We start from the raw sequence: 20,700 nt of genomic DNA, 5'->3' as shown, positions 1-20,700 counted from the left end.
GGGTAGCAATGGGGATATAAGGATATCTTTATATCAACTTGGAGCTACCCGAGTTGGAAGCGCCGCTTAATTGCCAATCCAGACATAAACAGCAGTCCAATGGAAATCATTGATTCCAGAGTGCCTGCCAAACGCGTAGCTAGACCAATAAAGAATCCACCTCCTATCAGTATGTCATTTTCCCACGGATCAATAGTCTTCGTTCCAATATCCCATATGCTGAAAGGCCGGAACACTTGCCTACCCGACAGATTTATTCCGCGAGCTAAATCATCATTGTTGTACCAACGGTCGTACATAATATTTGTGGATTGTGGTAGATTCACAGCCAGATAATGGATAAGCGCAAACGCCAACCCGAACGCGAGAAGAACGAAGCCGGTTAGAAATATAGGCCGAAATATAGCGTGTCCGAAGTTGCTCGACAGGTAAAAAGCCGCTGAGACAATTCTCTCCGACGGGCCCGTCGAGGGGCGAGACTGTCGTGCGCGAAGCTCATACCTGTAAAACTTCTGTTCCAGGGCCCGAGCTCGTTTTGCCTCCATGGCTAACTTGAGACTCCTGCACCCTCCCTCCAATGCGCCAAAGAAGTATTCCCGCGCTCTTTCTAGTGGCATCTGTTGGCGTTCCGTTTCGGGGCGCCTCCAAGAAGATAGTGAGGCTCGACGTGCCAGTGACACGGCCTTGGCGAAGGGCCAGTCGCCACGTTCATCGTCGTTCAGAAGCGGCGGGCGCTTGAATGTCGCCTCGTCGAAAGCGGCAAAATGGTAGAAATTTACCTGGACGAAGTTAGCGCCGTCAGAGAAGCGCGCATCACGAAACGCTCCCGTAAACATACCAGCATCGCTTGGAAAAATAGAGTTTCTGAAGGAGGCATACTTCGCAAAATGAACGTGCGAGAACTCCATGATTTCGGAAAAAGTACTCTCCTCAAAGCTGACATGATCTTCAAACTCTGCTCTCGAAAAATTCGCCGGGCCGAAATGGACTTTGTAAAAGTTGACCTCACCAGGAAATTTCGCGGCAACCCACCGCGTTGGGCCAGCAAATACGGTTTCACTCACGTATACTTCTGAATTAAACCCAAATCTTGAAAATGTAGATTGACCAAGAAATCTCGTCTTTTCTATCATTACGCCTGCATTAGCCGTCCCCGTTGCGAGGGAAACGCTATTCGCAAACACACAATCCTCGATTGCGACTTCTCCGTTAAATTCGCAAGCGAGTATTCTAACCGGCCCAAAAAAGGCGGCTTCACTAAAAGCAAGTCCGTTGATCATTTTTGAGGTTTGTATTCTAAATGGTCCGACAAGCAGGCACTTGTGAAGCATAACAAGTTCTCGAAACGAGATATCATCTATGCGAAACGGGCCTAGAAATAGACAATTGTTCAATTCAAGTTGTTCTATCGTATCCACATTGCCTATATTCAGTTTTCCACATACTGCTGAAATGGAAAGTGACAGGGTATCGTGCTCGGATACAAGAGATGGAATATAGTTGTCCTTCAACAGGTGAGGAAAAACCACTCCATCGAGAGGGGCGATAATTTGATGGTCTGGGTACTTCTCTTTTAGGGATTTAATTTGGGAAGCTAACCTTCCGAAGATCGCGCTGCAGCGACGCCGGCTCCAGCTAGACTTCAACGTGTCCGAATCGTCGCTCCAATGGAGCGGAAGATGGAACTCCGTAAATTCTCCATCGGGGCCATTCACCAAATGATCGGCCTCAAACGCCCAATAATCTTGCAGTGTTGCGGACCTATCGGTCTCCCCTGCTAGATCATCGGGTATGAGTTCGCCGCTACCGTTGACGCTCCAACCTAACCAAGATTTGCGAGCTAGTCCGTTCCAACTGAAATCTTCTTCCCGCCAACCACGCCACCAGCTTTGGATTTCGGATGCAGGGACGATTGCTTTCGGCATGTGCGTCCTCGACGGAGAGTGGTTGCGGCCATGCATCTTAAGCGATTCTCTTTGGCCACAAACGAAGCCACCTCCCGAAAACGAAGCGGGCCCTAGCTCCAGAACACCTTCGCCTCGTCGAACCGCTTCCAGGCCTTGTGGGCGGCCTTGTCGCCGCCGTCGTCCAGCGCCTTGAGGGCCGCCGCGACGGCGAGGGCCGTCTCGCGCACGGTCCCGGTCTCCCGCTCGGCGAGGGCCTGCAGCCGCTCGGCGCCGGCCTTGGCGTCGTTGAGGGCGCCCAGTTCGTCCTGCAGGCCCTTGAGCGCCTTGATCAGCTTTCCCGCCCGCTTGGGCCGGTCGAACAGGCCCTGCAGGGCCTCGGCGTCGTAGCGCAGCTTCTTGCCGTCGATGCGCAGTTCATGGCGCTCTTCCGGGGTCAGTTCGGCGAGGCGCCGGCCGCGATTGCGCATGCGGCGGCGCCAGGCTTCCAGGCGCTTGGCGGCGAAGCGTTTCAGGGGCGGGCTGGGCTGCTCGGTCCAGGACCCGAAGCTCAGCCATTGCAGGGTGTTCAGCAGCAGGGCGCGGGTTCGCAGGCCTTCCAGCGCATGCTCGGCCGCCTCATAGGCCTCGCCACGGGCGACCATCACTCTGTCGGTCAGGGCCTGCAAGGCCTCCGGCTCGATGGTCTGGGCCGGCAGGGTGTCGGCCAGCAGGACGTCGAGGTCGCGGGCCGCGTCCAGTTCGCCGGCCAGCCAGGCCAGCTCCTCCTTGACCCCGGCCCGGCCGTCGTCGTCGCAGACCGCCTTGAAACTGGCGATGGCCCCGCGCAGCCGCCGCAGGGCGACGCGGATCGCGTGCACCGGCTCGGGGCCGGGCCGGGCGCGGAAGGCGGCGATGGCCTCGGTCAGGGTTTCCAGCGCGGCCAGGCCGAGGGCCTGCAGGCCCTGGGCAGCCGTCATGTCCCCGTTCAGTTCGGCCGGACGGTCCGCCGCCCCATCGGCCAGGGCGTAGCCGCGCGCGGCCTTGCTGGCGAAGGAGAGGGTCAGGGGAGCGTCGGCCATCAGCCGGCGGGCCAGGGCGAAGAGGTCGGCGACCTCGCCGCGCAGCAGTTCCAGCTCGATCTCGCAGACCGGGGTCGATTTTCCGCCGGAGCGGATTTCGCCCAGGTCCAGGCAGGCCTCGATGCGCGATTGGCCCTCGTCCAGTTCGATGGTCCGGCGCTGGACCCGCACCGAGAAGATGGGAACCAGGTCGGCGCTCTTGGGCAGCAGGGCCGCCGCCGGTGTGCCGGCCAGGGCCTTGCGGTCCGGGGCGGCGGTGGGGATGGCGGTCTCCCATTCGCCCCGGCTGACGCCGCGGCCCAGCTTCACCGCCTGGACGAAGATCCCGCGCTTTTCGCGCACCCGCAGCGCCACGCCTGACCGGCTCAGCCTGCGTTTGGCGGTGTCGAAATAGACGCCGGTCATGGCCGTGAGCTTGGCGTCACCGCCGCCGATCGCCTGCCAGACGGCCTCGGCCTGCCCGTCCGGCAGCACGAACTTCAGTTCGATTTCCTGGTCGGCGGCGGGCATGGTTCAACTATGGCGCAGGTGGAAGGGCGAGGCTACAAGGCCCTGCCGCGCCCTGTCGGTCCTTGTTCCAGGTCAAGTCGCATGAACGCCCCGGTTCGTATCGTTGATCCCGCGCAACCCCGTCACGACTGGACGCTGGAAGAGGTCGAGGCGCTGTTCGACCTGCCCTTCACCGAGCTGGTGTTCAAGGCCGCCGAGGTCCACCGCGCCTGGTTCGACCCGACCGAGGTGCAACTAAGTCAACTCCTCTCCGTGAAGACCGGCGGCTGCGCCGAGAACTGCGGCTACTGCAGCCAGTCCTCGCATTTCGACACCGGCCTCAAGGCCTCGCGGCTGATGGACGCCGAGGCCGTGGTCGCCGAGGCCGCCAAGGCCAAGGCGGGCGGCGCGCAGCGCTTCTGCATGGGCGCGGCCTGGCGCGACCTGAAGGACCGCGACGTGCCCAAGATGGCGGCGATGATCTCGGGGGTGAAGGCCCTGGGGCTGGAGACCTGCGCGACGCTGGGCATGCTGACCGCCGACCAGGCCGAAGCGCTGCGGGCGGCGGGCCTGGACTATTACAACCACAACCTCGACACCGGGCCGGACTATTACGCCGATGTGGTGACGACCCGCACCTATCAGGAGCGGCTGGACACCCTGGAGCATGTCCGCTCGGCCGGCATCTCGACCTGCTGCGGCGGCATCGTCGGCATGGGCGAGGCGCGGCGCGACCGGGCCGGGCTGCTGCATGCGCTCGCCACCCTGCCGGCCCATCCCGACAGCCTGCCGGTCAACGCCCTGGTGCCGATCGCCGGCACGCCGCTGGGCGACAAGATCAAGGCGGAAGGCCAGATCGACCCCATCGAGTTCGTGCGCACCATCGCGGTGGCGCGGCTGGTCTGTCCCAAGTCGGTGGTGCGGCTGTCGGCCGGCCGCGAGGGGATGAGCCGCGAGACCCAGGCGCTGTGCTTCCTGGCGGGGGCCAACTCGATCTTCGTGGGCGGGCGGCTGCTGACGACGTCCAACCCCGAGAAGAGCGCCGATGAGCTGCTGATGGCGGATCTGGGGCTGAAGCCCTTTGCTCCCCTTTCGGGGGAGCTGTCCCGAAGGGACTGAGGGGGCTTCATCCACGGGCGCCCGTGGATGAAGCCCCCTTCGGCCCTCCGGGCCACTTCCCCCAGAGGGGGAAGAGCTGGAGTCAGCGATCCTCGTCGAACTTGTTGGCCACCAGCTCGACCAGCGCCTCGACCGCCTGGGCCGCTTCCGCGCCCTCGGCAGTGATCTCGATGGTGCTGCCCGGCCCGGCGGCCAGCATCATCAGGCCCATGATCGAGCGGGCATCGACGGTGGAGCCGTCCTTGCTGACCAGGACCTCGGCGTCGAAACCGGCCGCGAGGCGTACGAACTTGGCCGAAGCCCGGGCGTGCAGGCCGCGTTCGTTGACGATCTCGACGGTTCTGGCGGTCACTATTTCTCGCCGGCCAGGACGTAGGAGGCGACCGAGATGTATTTGCGCCCCGCTTCCTGGGCGTGGTGGACGCAGGCTTCCAGGCTCTCGCGGGTGCGCAAGGACGCCAGCTTGATCAGCATCGGCAGGTTCAGCCCGGCGATGACCTCGGCGCGGGTCTGTTCCATGACGCTGATGGCGAGGTTGGACGGGGTGCCGCCGAACATGTCGGTCAGCAGGATGACGCCCTTGCCGTGATCGACCTCGGCGCAGGCCCGCAGGATGTCGCGGCGGCGCTTTTCCATGTCGTCCTCGGGACCGATGCAGATGGCCGCCACGGCCTCCTGCGGCCCGACCACATGTTCCATGGCCAGCACGAACTCGTCGGCCAATCGTCCGTGGGTGACGATCACCAGTCCAATCATTCCGGAACTCTCAACCGGGTTATCCCCTGCCCGACCGCGGCCCCTGGAGGCCATAAAGGCGCCGTATTACGCCCGTTAACGGCCGGCTCCAAGCGACTCTAGGGCCCGGCGCAGTTTCAGGGGCGCGGCGGGTTCGAAAGGCCACAGCGGCCGGGTCGGCAGGGCGACATCCAGCAGGGTCTCGGTCGCCTCGTCCGGCATGCGATCGATGGTGTCGGTGAGGGGGACCGAGAGGGTGATCTGGGCGAAGGCGAGGGGCGTCACCCGCTGGATGCCCAGGCCGCGCACCTCGATCAGCCCGGCGAGGGTGGGGGGCGCGGCGCCATAGACCCGGCCGTTCGAGGCCCAAAGGCTGACCCGGTCGTCGGCGACCAGGCTGAACCCCTCGGCCAGGGCCCGCAGCGCCAGGTCGCTCTTGCCGGCGCCGGAGGGGCCGGTGAGCAGGGCGCCGCGCCAGAGACCGTGGAGGCGCAGGGCCACCAGGGTGGCGTGGACGATCATCCTTTCCTCGCCCCTTGGGCGAGGGGGACCACGAAGTGGTGGAGTGGGCTCTTGGGAGCACACGGCGTTTCAAGCACGCCCCCTCCGACAGTGCTCAATCTGGATACACCGTGTGTTCCATGGCCCACTCCGTCGGCTTCGCCGCCACCTCGCCCAAGGGGCGAGGAATTCTGGAGAGTCACCGGACTCAAAATCAATCCGCCTCGGGCAAAACGACGGTGAACAGCGCCCCGCCCCCAGCCCGGTTCTCCGCCCGCACCCGCCCGCCGTGGGCTTCGACGATCTGGCGGGCGATGGAGAGGCCCAGGCCCGAATTGCCGCCGAAGGCCTGGCCCTTGGGGCGCGAGGTGTAGAAGCGCTCGAACACCGTCTCGAGGTTTTCGGGCGGGATGCCGGGGCCGCTGTCCTCGACCTTGATGATCGCCTCGCCCTTGGTCCGGTCCAGGGTGATCAGGACCTCGCCGTCCGGGGGGCTGAACGAGCGGGCGTTGTCGATCAGGTTGCGGAACACCTGGCCCAGCGGCCCTTCGCGGCCGGAGACGGTCAGCGGTTCGCCGGTCTGAACCAGCCGCACGGGCGCGCCGCCGGCCTTCAGCGAGGCGTCATAGACCGCCACGATGTCGCCGATCAGCCGGTTCAGGTCGATGCGGCGGGGTTGCTCGCGTGACAGCTCGGCGTCGAGGCGCGAGGCGTTCGAGATGTCGCCGATCAGCCGGTCCAGCCGGCTGACATCCTGCTTGAGGATGCCCATCAGCCGCTCGCGGGCCTTGGGGTCCTTGACCAGTTCCAGGGTCTCGACCGCCGAGCGGATCGAGGTCAGCGGGTTGCGGATCTCGTGGGCCACGTCGGCGGCGAAGCGCTCGATGGCGTCCATGCGCTGGCTGAGGGTGTCGGTCATGTCCTCGAGGCTGCGGGAGAGGTCGCCGATCTCGTCCTCGCGCCGTGACAGGTCGGGCAGGGAGATGGAGCGGGCCCGCGACAGCCGCACCCGGTCGGCGGCCTGGGCCAGGCGCAGCATCGGCTGGGCGACCAGGATCGACAGCAAGAGCGATGACAAGAGGGTCACCCCCACCGCGATCAGGATGAAGGGAACCAGGGCGGCCCGTTCGCGGGCGATGATGGCGTCGACGTCGCTGGCCTCCAGGGTCAGCACCCCCAGCACCTCGGCGACGTGCTGGATGGGGATGGAGACCGAGACCACCTGCTTGCCGCTCTCGGCGACCCGGCGGTTCTTGACCGGGCCCTCGCCCATGGCCCGGGCCACCTCCTCGCCCAGCTGGCGGCGGGCCTTGGCGATCATGGCCGGCTTGGGGGCGTCGTTGTCGTTGTTCAGGAACGGCCAGCGGAACTGTCCGGGCTTGGGCGGCGGGGGCAGGATGCGCCAGTCGACCCGGTCGGCCACCGCCCAGCTGTCGGCCAGCAGGTTGCCCTGGGCGTCGAACAGCCGGACCCGCTGGGTCGAGGGGAAGTGCAGCACCTCGATGATCCGGGCGGCGCGGTCGGCCTGCAGCTGCGGGAAGGGCTCGCCCAGGGTGGCGGCCTGGTCCATCACCTTGACGATGGTCTCGCCCTGCAGGGAGAGGCTCTCCAGCCGGGCGTTGACCAGGCCCCGGCGCAGCTCGTTGAGGACGAGTGCGCCGGAGACCAGGATCAGCAGGCCCAGCAGATTGAGCGTGATGATCAGCCGGGCGAGGCGCGAGAACCGCGGCCAGCGCCAGGCATGATCGACCTCGTCCTCGGCGTCACGATCTGGCGCCGGGGCTGAGCGTCCCCAGGGGCGCTTGGAGGGAGCCCCCTCTTGGCTTGGGCGCTCAGGCCTCGCGGTATCGATAGCCGACGCCATACAGGGTCTCGATCGCGTCGAACTCGGGATCGACCTGGCGGAACTTCTTGCGCATGCGCTTGATGTGGCTGTCGATGGTGCGGTCGTCGACATAGACCTGGTCGTCGTAGGCGGCGTCCATCAGGTTGTCGCGGCTCTTCACGAAGCCGGGCCGCTGGGCGAGCGACTGCAGCAGCAGGAACTCGGTGACGGTCAGCCGCACGGGCTTGCCGTCCCACAGGCAGTCGTGGCGCTCGGGGTCCAGGGTCAGCTTGCCGCGCTTCATGGCCTTGGCGCCGGGGTCGGTGCGCGGCTCGGGCGCGCCCTCCTCGACCACGCCGGCCCGGCGCAGCACCGCCTTGACCCGCTCGATCAGCAGCCGCTGCGAGAAGGGCTTGTGCATGTAGTCGTCGGCGCCGAGGTTGAAGCCGAGGATCTCGTCGATCTCCTCGTCCTTGGAGGTCAGCATGATCACCGGCAGCTCGGAGGTCTGGCGGAGGCGCCGCAGCACCTCCATGCCGTCCATGCGGGGCATCTTGACGTCGAGGATGGCCAGGTCCGGCGGATCGCTCTCCAGCGCCGCCAGGCCCGAGGCGCCGTCATAGTAGGCCTTGACGGTGTGGCCGTGGCTTTCGAGGGCAAGAGATACGGACGCAACGATGTTCTCGTCGTCGTCCACCAGAGTGATGTCAGCCATTACAGTCCCAGCTTATTGAACGTCGCCTTCATAGCGCGGTGAAGAGGGTGACGCCATGGCGTGGCCGTGTCGGGAATACGGCCAGTTGGTGCTATTGTTGCAAGTATGAGCGTCGCCTTCACCAAGGAAGAAGACTACGAGTCCCAGGCCGCCGACCTGCCGGACCGGCCGGTCTCGACCCATCCCAACCTGGTCACCCCCGAGGGTTTGGCCGCCATCGAGGCGGCCCTGGCCGAGGCCCGCGCCGCCTATGGCGCCGCCCAGGCCAGCGGCGACGTGCAGACCGACCGCACCGCCATGGCGAGGGCCACCCGCGACCTGCGCTACTGGTCCTCGCGGCGAGGCAGCGCCCAGCTGGTCGAGACCGATCCGGCTTCGGATCGGCTGCAGTTCGGCGGGACGGTGACCTTCGACCGCGAGGACGGCCGCCGCCAGACCTACCGCATCGTCGGCGAGGACGAGGCGGATCCGAAGAAAGGGTCTGTCGCCTATGTCTCGCCGCTGGCCCAGGCGCTGCTGGGTAAGGCGGTGGGGGAGACCGCCGTGGTGGCAGGGGGCGAGGTCGAGATAGTCTCCATAGCGCCTCACCCGGTCAAAACGCCCAAGGCGCTGTAGGCTTCCCCGGTTTCCCTGGCGAAGGCCAGGGCCCAAGCGGGGGGTCCTCAAAGAGGCGCGGGCAGGGTGGCCGATCCCGCTTGGATCCTGGCCTTCGCCAGGAATCTCGGGAAAAGGTAAGCTGGCGTCGCCACGCCGCCCCCTACGTGGGCGGAGTTGGATAGCGTCCTGAACCGGGTGTTTGGCATAACAGCGTCTTAAGGTGTCCTAACCCATACTGCCGGGCCATGAGCCAGGATCAGGTCCATTACGAGGTCTTCGTGCGCAAACAGGTCAACTCGACCTGGGTGCTCGACATGGCCTGTGAGGAACGGGACAAGGCGCTGGAGGCGGCCAAGACCGCCCTGGCCGAGACCCGCGTGGTGGCCGCCCGGGTGACCAAGGAAACCCTGGACGCCGAGACCCGCGAGTTCCGCTCGATCACCATCTTCAACGAGGGCGCGCCGGAGCGGAAGAAGTCCAGGGACGCGCCCGAGGACCACACCCCGCTCTGCCTGACCCCGCAGGACCTCTACAGCGCCCATGCCCGCGAGCGGATCGGCCGGCTGCTGGACAACTGGCTGGGCCGCCAGAAGGCCACCCCCTTCGAACTGCTGCACCGGCCCGACCTGGTCGAGAAGCTCGAGGCCTCGGGCGTCGAGCTGCAGCACGCCATCCAGAAGATCGCCATCCCCGAGGCCCAGGCCAAGAATATCGGCGTCCATGAGGTCATCCGCAGCTTCCAGGACCTGATCGAGCGGGCCATCCAGCGCCTGATCAAGGACGGGCGCCGCGGCGCCCTGCCCAGCCTCGACAAGGAGGGTTTCGCCCAGGCCTGCCAGCGGCTGGCGAGCGAGCCCGAGCGCGGCTATCTTCTGGGCGCGGCCGTGGCCGCCTCGATCGCCCCGGCCCGCACCTGGAAGGAAAAGGTCGGCCGCCTGCTCGACCTGGCCGACGCCGCCCCGTCCGAGGCCGCGGCCCGGGCCGTGGCCTTTGACGTCATCGAACAGCCCCTGGCCGAGATCCTGGGCTCGAAGACCGGCCTGGCCGACCTGCTGGGCGACGCCGACCTGGGCGATTCCCTGGCCGCCATGACCCGGCTGGCCGGCGCCGAGGCGGTCGAGATGCTGGTCCGCATGGAGCCGGCCCTGATCGGGGTCATGCCCGAACTGACCGGCCCGGCCGCGCGGCTGGCCAACTGGCTGGGCGGCGATCATTTCAACAGCGTCCGCACGGCGCTGGGCCAGCGGGTGCTGCGCGAGCTGAACGGCCCCCGCCGGCTCAAGCCCGGCGACGCCGCCAGCGAGATCGAATATCTGCGCGCCCTGGCCATGTCCCTGACCGCCGCCAGCAGCCAGAGCCTGCTGCTGGCCGACATCCAGGAAGCCTTCATCGCCCGATCGCGCACCCTGGTGGCCAGTGATTTCGTCGAGGCCCTGGTCGGCCGCGAGCGCCCGGCCCGCGAGGAATTCGAAGTATTGGTAAAGTTGGCCGAGAACGTCACCGGCCCGGTCAACAAATGCCACGCCGCCCGCTGGATCATGGCCTGCGCCAAGGCCCTGAAGTTCGAACGCGAATTCCGCGAAGGGCCATTCAAAGAAGGTGAGGGCAGCCCGGTGCAGCGCATGGCGGTGCTGGCCAAGCTGCAGGCCAGTCTGACCCGCAGCGGCCTGCCGGTCGAGGACTATGGCCCCATCCAGGTCCGGCTGGGCGAGGTAGGCGCGATGATCGAGGCCGACAACCGCATCGTCGCCTCCATCACCCGGGCCAGCGTGCCGCTGGTCCACAAGCTGACCCTGCTGCTGCGCATGGCCATGGCCGAGGCGGCCCCGGCGGGGGCGGCGGCGGACCGGGCCAAGGCCGAGGCGATGAAGCTGATCCGGATGCCGGAGTTCCGGGCGGAACTGACGGCCTCGCCCGAGGCGGTGGCCAAGGTGCGGGACCTGATGCAGTCGGCGGGGCTGGCGGCGTAAAGAGCCAAATCCCGCTCATCCCCGCGAAAGCGGGGACCCAGGCGTTTTTTGAGGGCTGTCCGCTACCGCGGGCCTGTTTTCATGGTTGCAGCGGCTGACTTGCCGAAACTGGAAAAAGCCTGGGTCCCCGCTTTCGCGGGGATGAGCGGATTAATGGGTTAGTCCTGGATAACGTCCCAGCTCAGCCGGTCCCCCAGCTTCAACGCCCGCTTCGCCCTTCGCCCCAGCACCTCCGGCAGGTGTTTCGGCGCCAGCCCGTACCCCGGCCGCACCGAGCGCACATTGGCCTTGGTGAACAGCTCGCCCGCCGCGATGTCGGCGGCGACGTAGAGGGAGCGGCGGTGGTTGGCCGCCGCCGCTTCGCTGCCTAGGGCGTCGTAGTGGACCCTGCCCACCGCCTGCCAGGCGGCCTTGCAGTCGGCGACCAGGGCCGTGAACTCGGCCGGCTCCAGGCTGAAGGACGCGTCCGGGCCGCCGTCGGCCCTGGCCAGGGTGAAGTGTTTTTCGATGAGGCTGGCCCCCAGGGCCACCGCCGCCACCGAGGCCGCCGAGCCGGGCGTGTGGTCCGACAGGCCGCTGACCACACCGAACCGCGCCGCCAGGTCGGGGACGGTGGCGACATTGGCCTCCTCGATCGGGGCCGGATAGCTGGAGACGCAGTGCAGCAGGGCAACCTCGCCCGAGCCGTGCTTGCGGGCGGTCTCGAGCGCCTCGGCCATTTCCTCGAGATTGGCCAGGCCCGTGGAGATGATCATCGGCTTGCCGGTCGCCGCCACCCGGGCGATCAGCGGCAGGTCGACGGCCTCGAACGAGGCGATCTTGTAGGCGGGGGCGTTCAGGCTCTCGAGCAGGTCGACGGCGGTGTCATCGAAGGGGGTGGAGAACAGGATGACCCCCAGGGCGCGGGCCTTGGCGAACAGGGCTTCGTGCCATTCGTAGGGGGTGTAGGCCTCGGCATAGAGCTCGTGCAGGCGGCGGCCGGCCCAGAGCCCGGACTCGATCAGGAAGTCGGGGCTGTCGCTGTCCAGGGTGATGGTGTCGGGGGTGTAGGTCTGCAGCTTGATGGCGTCGCAGCCGGTGGCGGCCGCCGCTTCGAGCATGGCCAGGGCGCGATCCAGGCTGCCGTTGTGGTTGCCCGACAGCTCGCAGATGATGAAGGGCTCGCAGCCGGGGCCGATCCTGCGGCCGGCGATGGTGAGAGAAGGGGTCATTTGATCCCTAGCAGACCACCCAAAGTCTCAACAATCCGGTCAATGTCCGACTTTTCCAGCTGCGGATAGAGCGGCAGGCTGAGGCAGGCCTCGTACCAGGCGTTGGCGCCCGGCAGGTCGAGATCGCCGTAGCGCTTGCGGTAGTAGGGCTGGGTGTGGACGGGGATGTAGTGGACCTGGCTGCCGATCCCCGCCGCGGTCAGGCCGTCGACCACGGCTCTGCGGGTCGTTCCGGCGGCCTTGAAGTCGATCAGCACGGTCATCAGGTGCAGGCAGGGATCGGACCCGGGCGCGGTCACCGCCGTCCAGATCAGCGGGGCCAGGGGGGCGATGCGCTGCTCGTAATAGGCGGCCAGTTCGCGGCGGCGCACGGCCAGGCGGTCGAGCTTGGCCAGCTGGGAGAGGCCGAGCGCGCAGTTGATGTCGGGCAGGCGGTAGTTGTAGCCGGGGGAGTCCATCTCATAGAGCCAGGGATCGGCCCCGGGATGGCGGACCATGCCGTGGCTGCGCAGGGTCCGCAGCTCGGCGGCCACCGCCGTCGAGCTGGTGGTGATCATGCCGCCTTCGCCGGTGGTGATGGTCTTGACCGGATGAAAGCTGAAGGTGGTCATCACCGAGTGGCGGCAGTCGCCGGCATGGACGACCTGGTTGCCGAAGGTCCGCCGGCTGCCCACCGCATGGGCGGCGTCCTCGACCACCCGGCCGCCCTGGCGTTCGGTGATCTGGGAGAGGGCCGGCATGTCGCAAAGCTCGCCGCGCATATGGACCGGCAGCACCGCCTTCACGGGTTTGCCGGCGCGCTTGAGGGCGTCCTCCAGGGTCTGCGGCGTCATCAGCCCGCTGTCGGAATCGACATCGGCGAACACCACCTCGCCGCCGCAGTAGCGCACGCAGTTGGCCGTCGCCAGGAAGGTGATCGAGGGGACGATACAGACATCGCCCTCGCCGATGCCCAGCATCATCATCGCCAAATGGAGCGCTGCGGTGCCGTTGGAACAGGCCACCGCATCGGGCGCCCCCACATGATCGGCGAAGGCCCGCTCGAACTTCGCCACGGTCGGGCCGGTGGTCAGGTAGTCGGCCTTGAGGGCTTCGGTGACCGCGGCGATATCGTCGTCCTGGATGAACTGGCGGCCATAGGGCAGGAAGTCGCTCAAGCCCCGCCCTCCTCCAGCATGGCCATCAGCCCCTCGGCCGAGAGCCAGTCGGCGTTGTTGTCGCTGGCGTAGGAGAAGCCTTCGTCGACGGCCTTGCTGGTCGCCTCGCCGGCGAAGGGCGTGCGGGGGTATTCGACGAAGGCCGGCTCGATGACATAGCGGTCGTGAAGTTCGACCGTCTGGCGGGCGTCGTCGGCGCTGACCATGGTCTCGTGCAGCTTCTCGCCCGGCCGGATGCCGACGATCTCGACCCCGGCGCCGGGGGCCATGGCGGCCACCAGGTCGGTCATCTTCATCGAGGGGATCTTGGGGACGAAGATCTCGCCGCCCCGCATGGTGGTGAGCGAGGAGAGCACGAAGTCGACGCCCTGCGGCAGGGTGATCCAGAACCGGGTCATCCGCGCATCGGTGATCGGCAGAGTCTTGGCCCCCTGGGCCAGCAGCCGGCGATAGAGGGGCACCACCGAGCCGCGCGAACCCACCACATTGCCGTAGCGCACCACCGAGAACCGGGTGCCGATGTCGCCCGACAGGTTGTTGGCGGCCACGAAGGTCTTGTCCGAGGCCAGCTTGGTCGCGCCATAGAGGTTGACCGGGTTGCAGGCCTTGTCGGTGCTGAGCGCCACCACCTGGGAGACGCGGTTGTTCAGGCTGGCCCAGACGACGTTCTCGGCCCCCATGACGTTGGTGTGGATGCATTCGGACGGGTTGTATTCCGCCGCCGGCACCTGTTTCAGCGCCGCCGCATGGATGACGATATCCACGCCGCGCAGGGCGAGCGTCAGGCGCATGCGGTCGCGCACGTCGCCCAGGAAGAAGCGCATCTTGGCGTAAAGCTCGGGCGAGACCTTCTCGCGCAGGTCGATCTGCATGTCCGACTGCTTGAGCTCGTCGCGGCTGTAGACGATGACCTTGCGCGGGTTGTAGCCGGTCAGCACGGTCTCGATGAACCGCTTGCCGAACGAGCCGGTGCCGCCGGTGACCAGGATCACCTTGCCGTCCAGGTCGAGATTTTCGGGCGCGAACTGCCCCATGTGGGAAACCCCAGCCGAATCAATGGCCGAGTCTCGGTCCTTGGGCGGGGGATGTCACGCGCGGCGGTAAGCCTGCGTCAACCTTGCCCGGGCACAAGCTTAGCCATGGACCGCCGTCTCGCCCTCGCCGCGCTCGCCTTGATGGCCCCTATCGCGGCTCCGATAGCCGCTGGGGCCTCCGAGCCCGAGAAGAAGAAGGGTGGCGGGGCCAGCTTCATCCAGCTGCCGACCCTGGCCGCCACGGTGACCTTCCGCACCGGCCAGCGCGGGGTGATGACGGTGGAAACCGGCGTCGACGCGCCCGGCCCCCTGCACGACCTGGCCTATATCAGCCAGCCCCGCCTGCGGTCCGCCTGTCTCGATATCCTGCGCATCTATGCGGCGGGCATGCCGAGCGGCTCGGTGCCCAACGCCGACTATCTGTCCACGGCGATGCAGCGGGAGGTGGACCGGGTGCTAGGGAAGAAGGGGGCGAAGCTGCTGCTGGGGACGATTTTGATTACGTAGCGGCCGCCGCGTCCATGATCTGGGCCAGGGTCACGTCCAGTTCGGTCACCCCGTCGGCGTCGTGGGTGGCCAGGAGCACTTCGACGCGATTGTAGACGTTGAACCATTCGGGGTGGTGGTCGAGCTTTTCCGCCGCCAGGGCCGCCCGGGTCATGAAGCCGAAGGCGGCGTTGAAGTCCTCGAACCTGAAGCTGCGCTGGATGGCGTCGCGGCCCTCCACGGCGCTCCAGAGCGGCAGCCTGGCGAGGGCGGCGGCCGCGCCGATCTTCACGGGCCGGGTCATTGGAAGGTCAGCCCGGTCAGGGCCGACAGCTCGGCCATGGCCTGCTTCTCGCTGACCACCTTGATGGCCTGCATGCCCAGGGCGGCGGCCGGTTTGCAGTTGATGCCCAGGTCGTCGAGATAGATGCAGTCCTTCGGGTCGACCATCAGCAGCTCGCACATCATCTGGTAGATGCGGGGATCCGGCTTGCGCAGGCCCGCCTTGGAGCTTTCGATCACCGCGTCGAAGGTCTCCATGATCGCCTCGACGGCGGCGGCCTTGGCCATGCTGGCCGACATGCCCGCGCCCTGGCCGGTCTTGACGTTGTTGGTGATGCAGCCGACCTTGAAATGGGCCTTGCAGGCGTTCAGGGCCGCCACGACCCCGGGGCGGATGTCGCCGCTCAGCAGGGTCAGCACCTCGGCCCCGCGCACGGGATGGCCCAGCGCCGTGGATTCCTCGAGGAACTTGGCGTCGAAGCCGGCGGCGTCGATCTCGGCCCGCTCGAAGAGGGCCCAGGCATTGTCGTCGGGGTTGGTCGAGTTGACCTTGCGGATCAGGTCGTGCGGCAGGCCGCGCTCGGCCTCGAAGCGGTTGAAGGCCTCGAAGGGCGAGGAGGTCAGCACCCCGCCGAAATCCCAGATCACCGCCGCTATCGCCACGCCTGTATCCTCTTCCTATCGAGCGGCCGGACGCTAGACATAGGGCTTAGCCAGCGCAACCGGTCCCTCGATGATTCCCCGCCCGATCCGCCTCGCCGCCTTCGTCATCGCCTGCGGGCTGGTCCTCTACCTGTCGCTGGCCCCGACCACGGCCATCCCGCAGGTCAGCCTGTCGGACAAGATCGAGCACTCGGCGGCCTATCTGGGCCTGAGCCTGCTGGGTGTCTGGGCCTTTCCGGCCTGGGTCCGGCGGGTGGCGATCGGCCTGGTGCTGGGCGGGATCGGGGTGGAGCTGGCCCAGGCGGCCATGGGCTGGGGCCGGCAGGGCGACCCGCTCGACGCCCTGGCCAACACCCTGGGGGTGGCGGTGGGCGTGGGCCTGGCGCTGCTGATCGGGCTTGGCTGGCGGCGGCTGCGGCCCGCCTGACCACGGTCCCTGACCCCGCTCTGGCGCCGTCCTTGCGGCGTGACCCCAAAATGGGTGTCGGAGCGGTGTCATGCGTCTCAAAATGATCGGGCTTGCGGGTTCCTCGCTGCTGCTGCTGGCAGGGTGCGGCCCCAATTCTTCGCAATCGGCCAGCGGGGCCTGCGTCCAGAAGCCGGTCTGTGCCGTTCCGGCGCAGCCAGCCCCGCCGCCGGCGGCCACCACGCCGCCGCCGAGCTATGGCGCGATTCCGCGGCCCCGCCGGGCCGTACGCTATCGGTCGAGCCGCTGGCGTTCCGGCGGCGGCTCCTACAGCCGGCGGTCGGAATCCTACAGCTATGACGGCGGCGTGCGCGACTATGCCCAGGTCTATGGCTCGGTCGGCGACACCCGGCTCGCGGGCGTGCGGGTCCAGGTGCAGAGCTCGGACAGCTATTCGCAGAGCACCCAGTCCGAGAGCTCCTACAGCAGCTATGGCGGCGGGTCGGTCGTCGGCTACGGCGGTTCCGGCTATGTGACCGGCGGCTGCCAGGGCCCCTGCGGCCAGGGCGGCGTCCGCGCCGCCGGCCGTGACCGCGATGGCTACCTGACCTGGCCCAGCAAGTAGGGATTGCAACTCCGCCCCCGGCGGGGGCGGACGATCGCGCCAGAGCGCGATCCGGTGAGGGTTTTCAAGGCCGTGCGCTGGTCAGCGTCGGCTAGTCGAAACCTCTCAGCCAGGCGCCCGGCGGCGGCTGGGGAACTTCAATGAAATTTCAGCGCACGGCCTCCGAAACCCTCACCGGGCCGGCCACGGGCGCGCTGCAGGCGCGCCTCGGGCGGGCCGTCCGCCCCCGCCGGGGGCGGAGTGCCGCGATTCCATGTCGCACCCCAGGTCGCGGCCGAAAGGGTTAACAATTCCTTTCAGTACCGGGGTGGCGCGTGGCTTGCGGAGTGGAGTCCTCGCTGGATCGAATTGGGACAGGGGGAATAAATCATGCGCTCGCCGAACGGACCGCTTTTCAAAACCTACGAGATTGTCGCCATTGTCGCCTTCCTGGCCGCCGCCGGGGCGCTCGCCGCGCTGAAGCTGGTCTACTAGACTCTTCCGCTAGGGAACGCTTTCGCCCCTCTCGCGCGTTGTGCTGCGATGGGCGAGTTTCCGGAACAGACCATCGCGCGCCGGCCCATGGCCTCAAGAGAATGGGCGGCGCGCCACGCGCAAACCCTGCACCGCCGCTGGAAGGGCCTGACGCCCCGCGAGCGGCTGGCCGCCCTGGCCGCGACCCTGATCGTGGCCGCCATCGTCATCTTCGTCTTGATCTTCGACTGGAACTGGCTGCGCGGGCCGGTCGGGGGCTTCCTGTCGGCCAGGCTGCACCGCCGGGTCGAGATCGTCGGCGACCTGGAGGTCCATCCCTGGTCCTTCCAGCCCCGGGTCACCGCCCACGACTTCCGCATCGGCCAGCCGGCCTGGGCCGGGACCGGCGACATGGCCCGGGTCGGGGCGGTCACCATCCAGATCAAGGCCCTGCCGCTGCTGCGCGGCCAGGTCATCCTGCCGCTGCTGGCCATCCAGTCGCCGGACCTCAAGCTGATCCGCGACAAGACCGGCCGCTCCAACTGGACCTTCGACAGCAACGGTTCGGGGGCCAGGCTGCCGGCTATCCGGCGGCTGGTGATCCATGACGGCAAGCTGGCCATCGACGACGCCCCGCGCGGGGTGATCTTCCGGGCCCGGGTGGAGTCCAGCGAGACGGTCGGCCCAGGCGGCCATGGCGTCTTCCGCATCGTCGGTGACGGCAGCCTCAACCGCGCCGCCTTCAAGGCCGAGGCGACCGGCGACGCCCTGCTCAATGTCTCGCCCGACCGGCCCTACGGCTTCGACGCCTGGATGACCGCCGGTCCGACCCGGATCACCGCCAGGGGGACCATCACCCACCCCTTCGACCTCGGCCGGCTGACCACGCGCCTGACCGTGCGGGGCCCCGACCTCAACGACCTCTATCCGCTGACCGGCCTGACCCTGCCCAACACCCCGCCCTACCAGGTGGGCGGCCAGCTGACGCGCGACCACCGGCTCTGGAAGTTCGACCGCTTCAGCGGCCGGGTCGGAGACAGCGATCTCAGCGGCGACCTCGCCGTCAACACCGCCGGCAAGCGGCCGCTGCTGACCGGCGACCTGCGCTCAAGGCGGCTGGATTTCGACGACCTGGCCAGCATTTTCGGCGGCGCCCCGGGGCGCGGCAAGGGCGAGACCGTGTCGGCCGACCAGGTGGCCGTGGGCCAGAAGATGGCCGCCCAGCAGCGGCTGCTGCCCGACGCCACCCTGCAGGTCGACCGGCTGCGGGCCATGGACGCCAAGGTCACCTACCGCGCCGAGACGGTGAACGCGCCCAACCTGCCGCTGCGCAAGGTGTTCCTGGACCTGACCCTGGACGACGGCCTGCTGACCGCCGATCCGCTGCGGGTGACGCTGGACCGGGGCCAGATCACCGGCAAGGTCCGGCTCAACGCCCGCGGCGCCACCCCGGTCACCGATGTCGATGCGCGGATGACCGGCTCGGACCTGGCCCAATGGATCCCCGTCAGGAGCCTGGGCCAGCCGGTGATCGAGGGGCCGCTCACCGCCCGCCTCAAGCTGCACGGGACCGGCAATTCGGTGCACCGCGCGGCCGCCAACGCCGACGGTACGCTGAGCCTGGCGGTGTCCGGCGGCCAGATGCGCCAGGCCTTCGCCGAACTGCTGGGGGTCAATCTCGGCAAGGGGCTGTGGATGCTGCTCTCCAAGGACCCCCACCAGACGCCGGTGCGCTGCGCGGTGGCCGACTTCAAGGTGACGAACGGCGTGGCCCGGGCCAGCCGCGTGGTGCTGGACACCGGGGTGGTCACCGCCGTCGGGTCGGGGACCGTCAACCTGGACAAGGAGCGGATGAGCTTCCGGCTGGAAGGCCATTCCAAGAAGCCGCGCCTGCTGCGCCTCTTCCTGCCGATCACCGCCGAAGGGCCGCTGGTCAAACCCAAGCTTGGGGTCGAGGCCGGTCCGGCGGTGGTCCAGGGCGGGGTGGCGGTGGCGCTGTCGGCGGTCCTCTCGCCCTTCGCCGCCCTGCTGCCCTTCCTGGAGCCGGGCAAGGACAAGAACGTCAACTGCCCGGCCCTGCTGGCCGGCGCCGCCCCCCTCAAGGCCGGAGTCCCGCCGCCGCCCAAGGTCGAGAAGAAGCCCTAGGGCCGATCGGGCCCCCAAAAGGAGGCGTCAGCCATGAGCGACACCGACGTCCAACGCGAACTTGCCACCCTCACCAAGGAGGCCCTGCGCGCCTCCGCCGAAAACGACCGAGCCTTCTATGACGGCTATCTGGCGCCCGACGCGACGGCGGTGCTGCCCGTTGGGGTGATGACCAAGTCGCAGGTGCTGGGCTCCATGCAGGGTGAGCGCGCGCCCTTTGCCGCCAAGCGCATCGAGGCCACCCATATCCGCGCCCTCGGCTCCGACGCCGGCATCGTCACCTATCGCGCCATCTATGAACGGGATGGTCGCGAGGTCAGCGTCATGGCCACCACCGTCTGCGAACGGCGGGACGGCGTGTGGAAGGCCGTCCAATACCAGCAGACGCCGCTTGCGCCGCCCACCTCCGCCTGACGGGCGCCAGTTTAGAGCTTGCCCAGGAAGTCGGTGATCAGCCGGCTCATGGGCCCAAAGGCCTTGGCCGATTCGCTCAGGGTCTCGGCGTGCGACAGAGGGTGGTCGGCGATGCCGGCGGCCAGGTTGGTGATCAGCGAGACGGCCGCCACCCGCATCCCGCAATGGCGGGCGACCAGGGTCTCGGGCACCGTCGACATGCCGACCGCATCGGCGCCCAGGGTGCGGAAGGCGCGGATCTCGGCCGGGGTCTCGAAGTTGGGGCCGGCGACCTGCAGATAGACGCCGCGCTTGAGGTCGACGCCCTGGGCCGCCGCCGCCTGACCCAACAGCGCGCGCAGGGCCGGGTCGTAGGCGTCGGTCATGTCGACGAAGCGCGGGCCGACGGCCTCGTCGTTGGGTCCGATCAGCGGGTTGAAGCCCGACAGGTTGATATGGTCCTCGATGGCCATCAGCGAGCCGGGGGTCAGGTCCGGGCGCAGGCCGCCGGCGGCGTTGGTCAGCACCAGGGTCTCGACCCCCAGCCGACGCAGGGCGCGGATGGCGACCGCCAGGCTGGCGGGCGGGTGGCCCTCGTAGAGGTGCATGCGGCCCTGCATGCAGACGACATCGGCGGCGCCGGCCTTGCCGATCAGCAGCCGGCCGGCGTGACCCTGTACGGTGGAGACCGGGAAGCCCTCGATCTCGGCATAGGGGATGGCCTCGGTCACCTGCATGGTCTCGCCGAACCCGCCCAGGCCGCTGCCCAGCACCAGGGCGACCTTCGGGAAGGGGCCGCTGTAACGGGCGGAGATGGCGGCGGCGGCTTTGGCGGCGATGGTCATGGGTGTCCGTGCGGTGTCTGCGGCCGGGGTAATTTCGGTGACAGTTTACTTTATTCGCTCCCGTGGCTCGCCGGCTGCCTGAGG

21 protein-coding genes are annotated in these 20,700 nt (G+C 67.6%); 8 read left to right on the top strand and 13 right to left on the bottom strand.

Annotation, left to right across the window (positions count from 1 at the left end; all coding sequences use genetic code 11):
* Positions 1 to 44: 44 nt before the first annotated feature.
* Entirely contained in the window at positions 45 to 1,925 is a 1,881-nt protein-coding gene (locus QO010_RS17070) for a pentapeptide repeat-containing protein (RefSeq protein WP_307351114.1), read from the bottom strand.
* Positions 1,926 to 2,017: 92 nt separating this feature from the next.
* On the bottom strand, positions 2,018 to 3,475 hold the full coding sequence (locus QO010_RS17065; protein ID WP_307351112.1) for a CYTH and CHAD domain-containing protein: 1,458 nt from the start codon (positions 3,473 to 3,475) through the stop codon (positions 2,018 to 2,020).
* Between the two features lie 81 nt (positions 3,476 to 3,556).
* Here QO010_RS17065 and bioB point away from each other — a divergent pair, with 81 nt between their 5' ends.
* A complete protein-coding gene (bioB, locus tag QO010_RS17060; protein WP_307351111.1) occupies positions 3,557 to 4,573 on the top strand; it encodes a biotin synthase BioB in 1,017 nt (338 codons plus the stop codon).
* A gap of 82 nt (positions 4,574 to 4,655) precedes the next feature.
* Here bioB and QO010_RS17055 read toward each other — a convergent pair whose 3' ends face one another.
* From QO010_RS17055 to chvI, 5 genes are all read right to left on the bottom strand, one after another.
* Complete coding sequence (locus tag QO010_RS17055; protein ID WP_307351259.1) at positions 4,656 to 4,928, bottom strand: HPr family phosphocarrier protein; 273 nt, start codon at positions 4,926 to 4,928, stop codon at positions 4,656 to 4,658.
* The gene (locus tag QO010_RS17050) at positions 4,925 to 5,329 is read right to left on the bottom strand and encodes a PTS sugar transporter subunit IIA (RefSeq protein WP_307351109.1); all 405 of its coding nucleotides are present in this window, start codon (positions 5,327 to 5,329) and stop codon (positions 4,925 to 4,927) included. The genes QO010_RS17055 and QO010_RS17050 overlap by 4 nt, the downstream gene beginning before the upstream one ends.
* 75 nt (positions 5,330 to 5,404) lie before the next feature.
* Positions 5,405 to 5,830, bottom strand: a complete 426-nt coding sequence (locus QO010_RS17045) for an HPr kinase/phosphorylase (RefSeq protein ID WP_307351106.1) — start codon at positions 5,828 to 5,830, stop codon at positions 5,405 to 5,407.
* Positions 5,831 to 6,023: 193 nt separating this feature from the next.
* On the bottom strand, positions 6,024 to 7,673 hold the full coding sequence (gene chvG / locus QO010_RS17040; RefSeq protein ID WP_307351104.1) for a two-component sensor histidine kinase ChvG: 1,650 nt from the start codon (positions 7,671 to 7,673) through the stop codon (positions 6,024 to 6,026).
* On the bottom strand, positions 7,642 to 8,349 hold the full coding sequence (gene chvI, locus QO010_RS17035; protein WP_307351101.1) for a two-component response regulator ChvI: 708 nt from the start codon (positions 8,347 to 8,349) through the stop codon (positions 7,642 to 7,644). Before chvI ends, chvG begins: the two co-directional genes overlap by 32 nt.
* A 105-nt stretch (positions 8,350 to 8,454) precedes the next feature.
* Between chvI and greA the strand changes: the two genes are divergently transcribed.
* Positions 8,455 to 8,964 (top strand): transcription elongation factor GreA, encoded by a 510-nt coding sequence (greA, locus tag QO010_RS17030; protein WP_307351097.1) that lies wholly within the window; start codon positions 8,455 to 8,457, stop codon positions 8,962 to 8,964.
* Between the two features lie 227 nt (positions 8,965 to 9,191).
* Entirely contained in the window at positions 9,192 to 10,916 is a 1,725-nt protein-coding gene (locus tag QO010_RS17025; RefSeq protein ID WP_307351095.1) for a hypothetical protein, read from the top strand.
* Positions 10,917 to 11,074: 158 nt separating this feature from the next.
* Here QO010_RS17025 and pseI read toward each other — a convergent pair whose 3' ends face one another.
* The 3 genes from pseI to pseB are packed head-to-tail and all read right to left on the bottom strand — an operon-like array spanning position 11,075 to position 14,318.
* Positions 11,075 to 12,127 (bottom strand): pseudaminic acid synthase, encoded by a 1,053-nt coding sequence (gene pseI, locus QO010_RS17020; RefSeq protein WP_307351094.1) that lies wholly within the window; start codon positions 12,125 to 12,127, stop codon positions 11,075 to 11,077.
* A complete protein-coding gene (pseC, locus tag QO010_RS17015; RefSeq protein WP_307351091.1) occupies positions 12,124 to 13,284 on the bottom strand; it encodes a UDP-4-amino-4,6-dideoxy-N-acetyl-beta-L-altrosamine transaminase in 1,161 nt (386 codons plus the stop codon). Before pseC ends, pseI begins: the two co-directional genes overlap by 4 nt.
* A complete protein-coding gene (pseB, locus tag QO010_RS17010) occupies positions 13,281 to 14,318 on the bottom strand; it encodes a UDP-N-acetylglucosamine 4,6-dehydratase (inverting) (protein WP_307351089.1) in 1,038 nt (345 codons plus the stop codon). The genes pseC and pseB overlap by 4 nt, the downstream gene beginning before the upstream one ends.
* A 105-nt stretch (positions 14,319 to 14,423) precedes the next feature.
* On the opposite strand from pseB, the gene QO010_RS17005 reads away from it, so the two are divergent.
* On the top strand, positions 14,424 to 14,825 hold the full coding sequence (locus tag QO010_RS17005; RefSeq protein ID WP_307351088.1) for a Tat pathway signal protein: 402 nt from the start codon (positions 14,424 to 14,426) through the stop codon (positions 14,823 to 14,825).
* Here the strand turns inward: QO010_RS17005 and QO010_RS17000 are convergent.
* Positions 14,818 to 15,108: a 4a-hydroxytetrahydrobiopterin dehydratase gene (locus tag QO010_RS17000; RefSeq protein WP_307351087.1), complete on the bottom strand. Its 291-nt coding sequence runs from the start codon at positions 15,106 to 15,108 to the stop codon at positions 14,818 to 14,820. The two genes, QO010_RS17005 and QO010_RS17000, sit on opposite strands and share 8 nt — an antisense overlap.
* Positions 15,105 to 15,749 carry an HAD-IA family hydrolase gene (locus QO010_RS16995; protein ID WP_307351085.1) on the bottom strand — a complete coding sequence of 215 codons (645 nt, stop codon included), beginning with the start codon at positions 15,747 to 15,749 and terminating at the stop codon, positions 15,105 to 15,107. Before QO010_RS16995 ends, QO010_RS17000 begins: the two co-directional genes overlap by 4 nt.
* A gap of 70 nt (positions 15,750 to 15,819) precedes the next feature.
* Between QO010_RS16995 and QO010_RS16990 the strand changes: the two genes are divergently transcribed.
* The 4 genes from QO010_RS16990 to QO010_RS16970 all read left to right on the top strand — a co-directional run bounded on the left by QO010_RS16990 (position 15,820) and on the right by QO010_RS16970 (position 19,792).
* Positions 15,820 to 16,176, top strand: coding sequence for a VanZ family protein (locus QO010_RS16990; protein WP_307351083.1), 357 nt, complete (start codon positions 15,820 to 15,822; stop codon positions 16,174 to 16,176).
* Between the two features lie 70 nt (positions 16,177 to 16,246).
* Entirely contained in the window at positions 16,247 to 16,780 is a 534-nt protein-coding gene (locus QO010_RS16985) for a hypothetical protein (RefSeq protein WP_307351081.1), read from the top strand.
* A gap of 561 nt (positions 16,781 to 17,341) precedes the next feature.
* Entirely contained in the window at positions 17,342 to 19,378 is a 2,037-nt protein-coding gene (locus QO010_RS16975; protein WP_307351077.1) for an AsmA family protein, read from the top strand.
* 33 nt (positions 19,379 to 19,411) lie between these two features.
* Positions 19,412 to 19,792, top strand: coding sequence for a nuclear transport factor 2 family protein (locus QO010_RS16970; protein ID WP_307351075.1), 381 nt, complete (start codon positions 19,412 to 19,414; stop codon positions 19,790 to 19,792).
* Positions 19,793 to 19,803: 11 nt separating this feature from the next.
* Here QO010_RS16970 and QO010_RS16965 read toward each other — a convergent pair whose 3' ends face one another.
* Entirely contained in the window at positions 19,804 to 20,616 is an 813-nt protein-coding gene (locus QO010_RS16965; RefSeq protein WP_307351074.1) for a purine-nucleoside phosphorylase, read from the bottom strand.
* Positions 20,617 to 20,700 lie beyond the last annotated feature (84 nt).

The sequence above is a fragment of the Caulobacter ginsengisoli genome (genome assembly GCF_030814835.1).
Classification (GTDB): Bacteria; Pseudomonadota; Alphaproteobacteria; order Caulobacterales; family Caulobacteraceae; genus Caulobacter; species Caulobacter ginsengisoli.
The sequence above is the reverse complement of the archived record's forward strand: the minus strand, read 5'-3'. Positions and strand labels throughout refer to the sequence as shown.

Excerpts from the sequence above, each read along its gene's own strand:
- QO010_RS17070 (WP_307351114.1), bottom strand. The coding sequence starts at position 1,925 with ATGCCGAAAGCAATCGTCCCTGCATCCGAAATCCAAAGCTGGTGGCGT.
- QO010_RS17065 (WP_307351112.1), bottom strand. The coding sequence starts at position 3,475 with ATGCCCGCCGCCGACCAGGAAATCGAACTGAAGTTCGTGCTGCCGGAC.
- bioB (WP_307351111.1), top strand. The coding sequence starts at position 3,557 with ATGAACGCCCCGGTTCGTATCGTTGATCCCGCGCAACCCCGTCACGAC.
- QO010_RS17050 (WP_307351109.1), bottom strand. The coding sequence starts at position 5,329 with ATGATTGGACTGGTGATCGTCACCCACGGACGATTGGCCGACGAGTTC.
- QO010_RS17045 (WP_307351106.1), bottom strand. The coding sequence starts at position 5,830 with ATGATCGTCCACGCCACCCTGGTGGCCCTGCGCCTCCACGGTCTCTGG.
- chvG (WP_307351104.1), bottom strand. The coding sequence starts at position 7,673 with ATGGCGTCGGCTATCGATACCGCGAGGCCTGAGCGCCCAAGCCAAGAG.
- chvI (WP_307351101.1), bottom strand. The coding sequence starts at position 8,349 with ATGGCTGACATCACTCTGGTGGACGACGACGAGAACATCGTTGCGTCC.
- greA (WP_307351097.1), top strand. The coding sequence starts at position 8,455 with ATGAGCGTCGCCTTCACCAAGGAAGAAGACTACGAGTCCCAGGCCGCC.
- QO010_RS17025 (WP_307351095.1), top strand. The coding sequence starts at position 9,192 with ATGAGCCAGGATCAGGTCCATTACGAGGTCTTCGTGCGCAAACAGGTC.
- pseI (WP_307351094.1), bottom strand. The coding sequence starts at position 12,127 with ATGACCCCTTCTCTCACCATCGCCGGCCGCAGGATCGGCCCCGGCTGC.
- pseB (WP_307351089.1), bottom strand. The coding sequence starts at position 14,318 with ATGGGGCAGTTCGCGCCCGAAAATCTCGACCTGGACGGCAAGGTGATC.
- QO010_RS17005 (WP_307351088.1), top strand. The coding sequence starts at position 14,424 with ATGGACCGCCGTCTCGCCCTCGCCGCGCTCGCCTTGATGGCCCCTATC.
- QO010_RS17000 (WP_307351087.1), bottom strand. The coding sequence starts at position 15,108 with ATGACCCGGCCCGTGAAGATCGGCGCGGCCGCCGCCCTCGCCAGGCTG.
- QO010_RS16990 (WP_307351083.1), top strand. The coding sequence starts at position 15,820 with ATGATTCCCCGCCCGATCCGCCTCGCCGCCTTCGTCATCGCCTGCGGG.
- QO010_RS16985 (WP_307351081.1), top strand. The coding sequence starts at position 16,247 with ATGCGTCTCAAAATGATCGGGCTTGCGGGTTCCTCGCTGCTGCTGCTG.
- QO010_RS16975 (WP_307351077.1), top strand. The coding sequence starts at position 17,342 with ATGGCCTCAAGAGAATGGGCGGCGCGCCACGCGCAAACCCTGCACCGC.
- QO010_RS16970 (WP_307351075.1), top strand. The coding sequence starts at position 19,412 with ATGAGCGACACCGACGTCCAACGCGAACTTGCCACCCTCACCAAGGAG.
- QO010_RS16965 (WP_307351074.1), bottom strand. The coding sequence starts at position 20,616 with ATGACCATCGCCGCCAAAGCCGCCGCCGCCATCTCCGCCCGTTACAGC.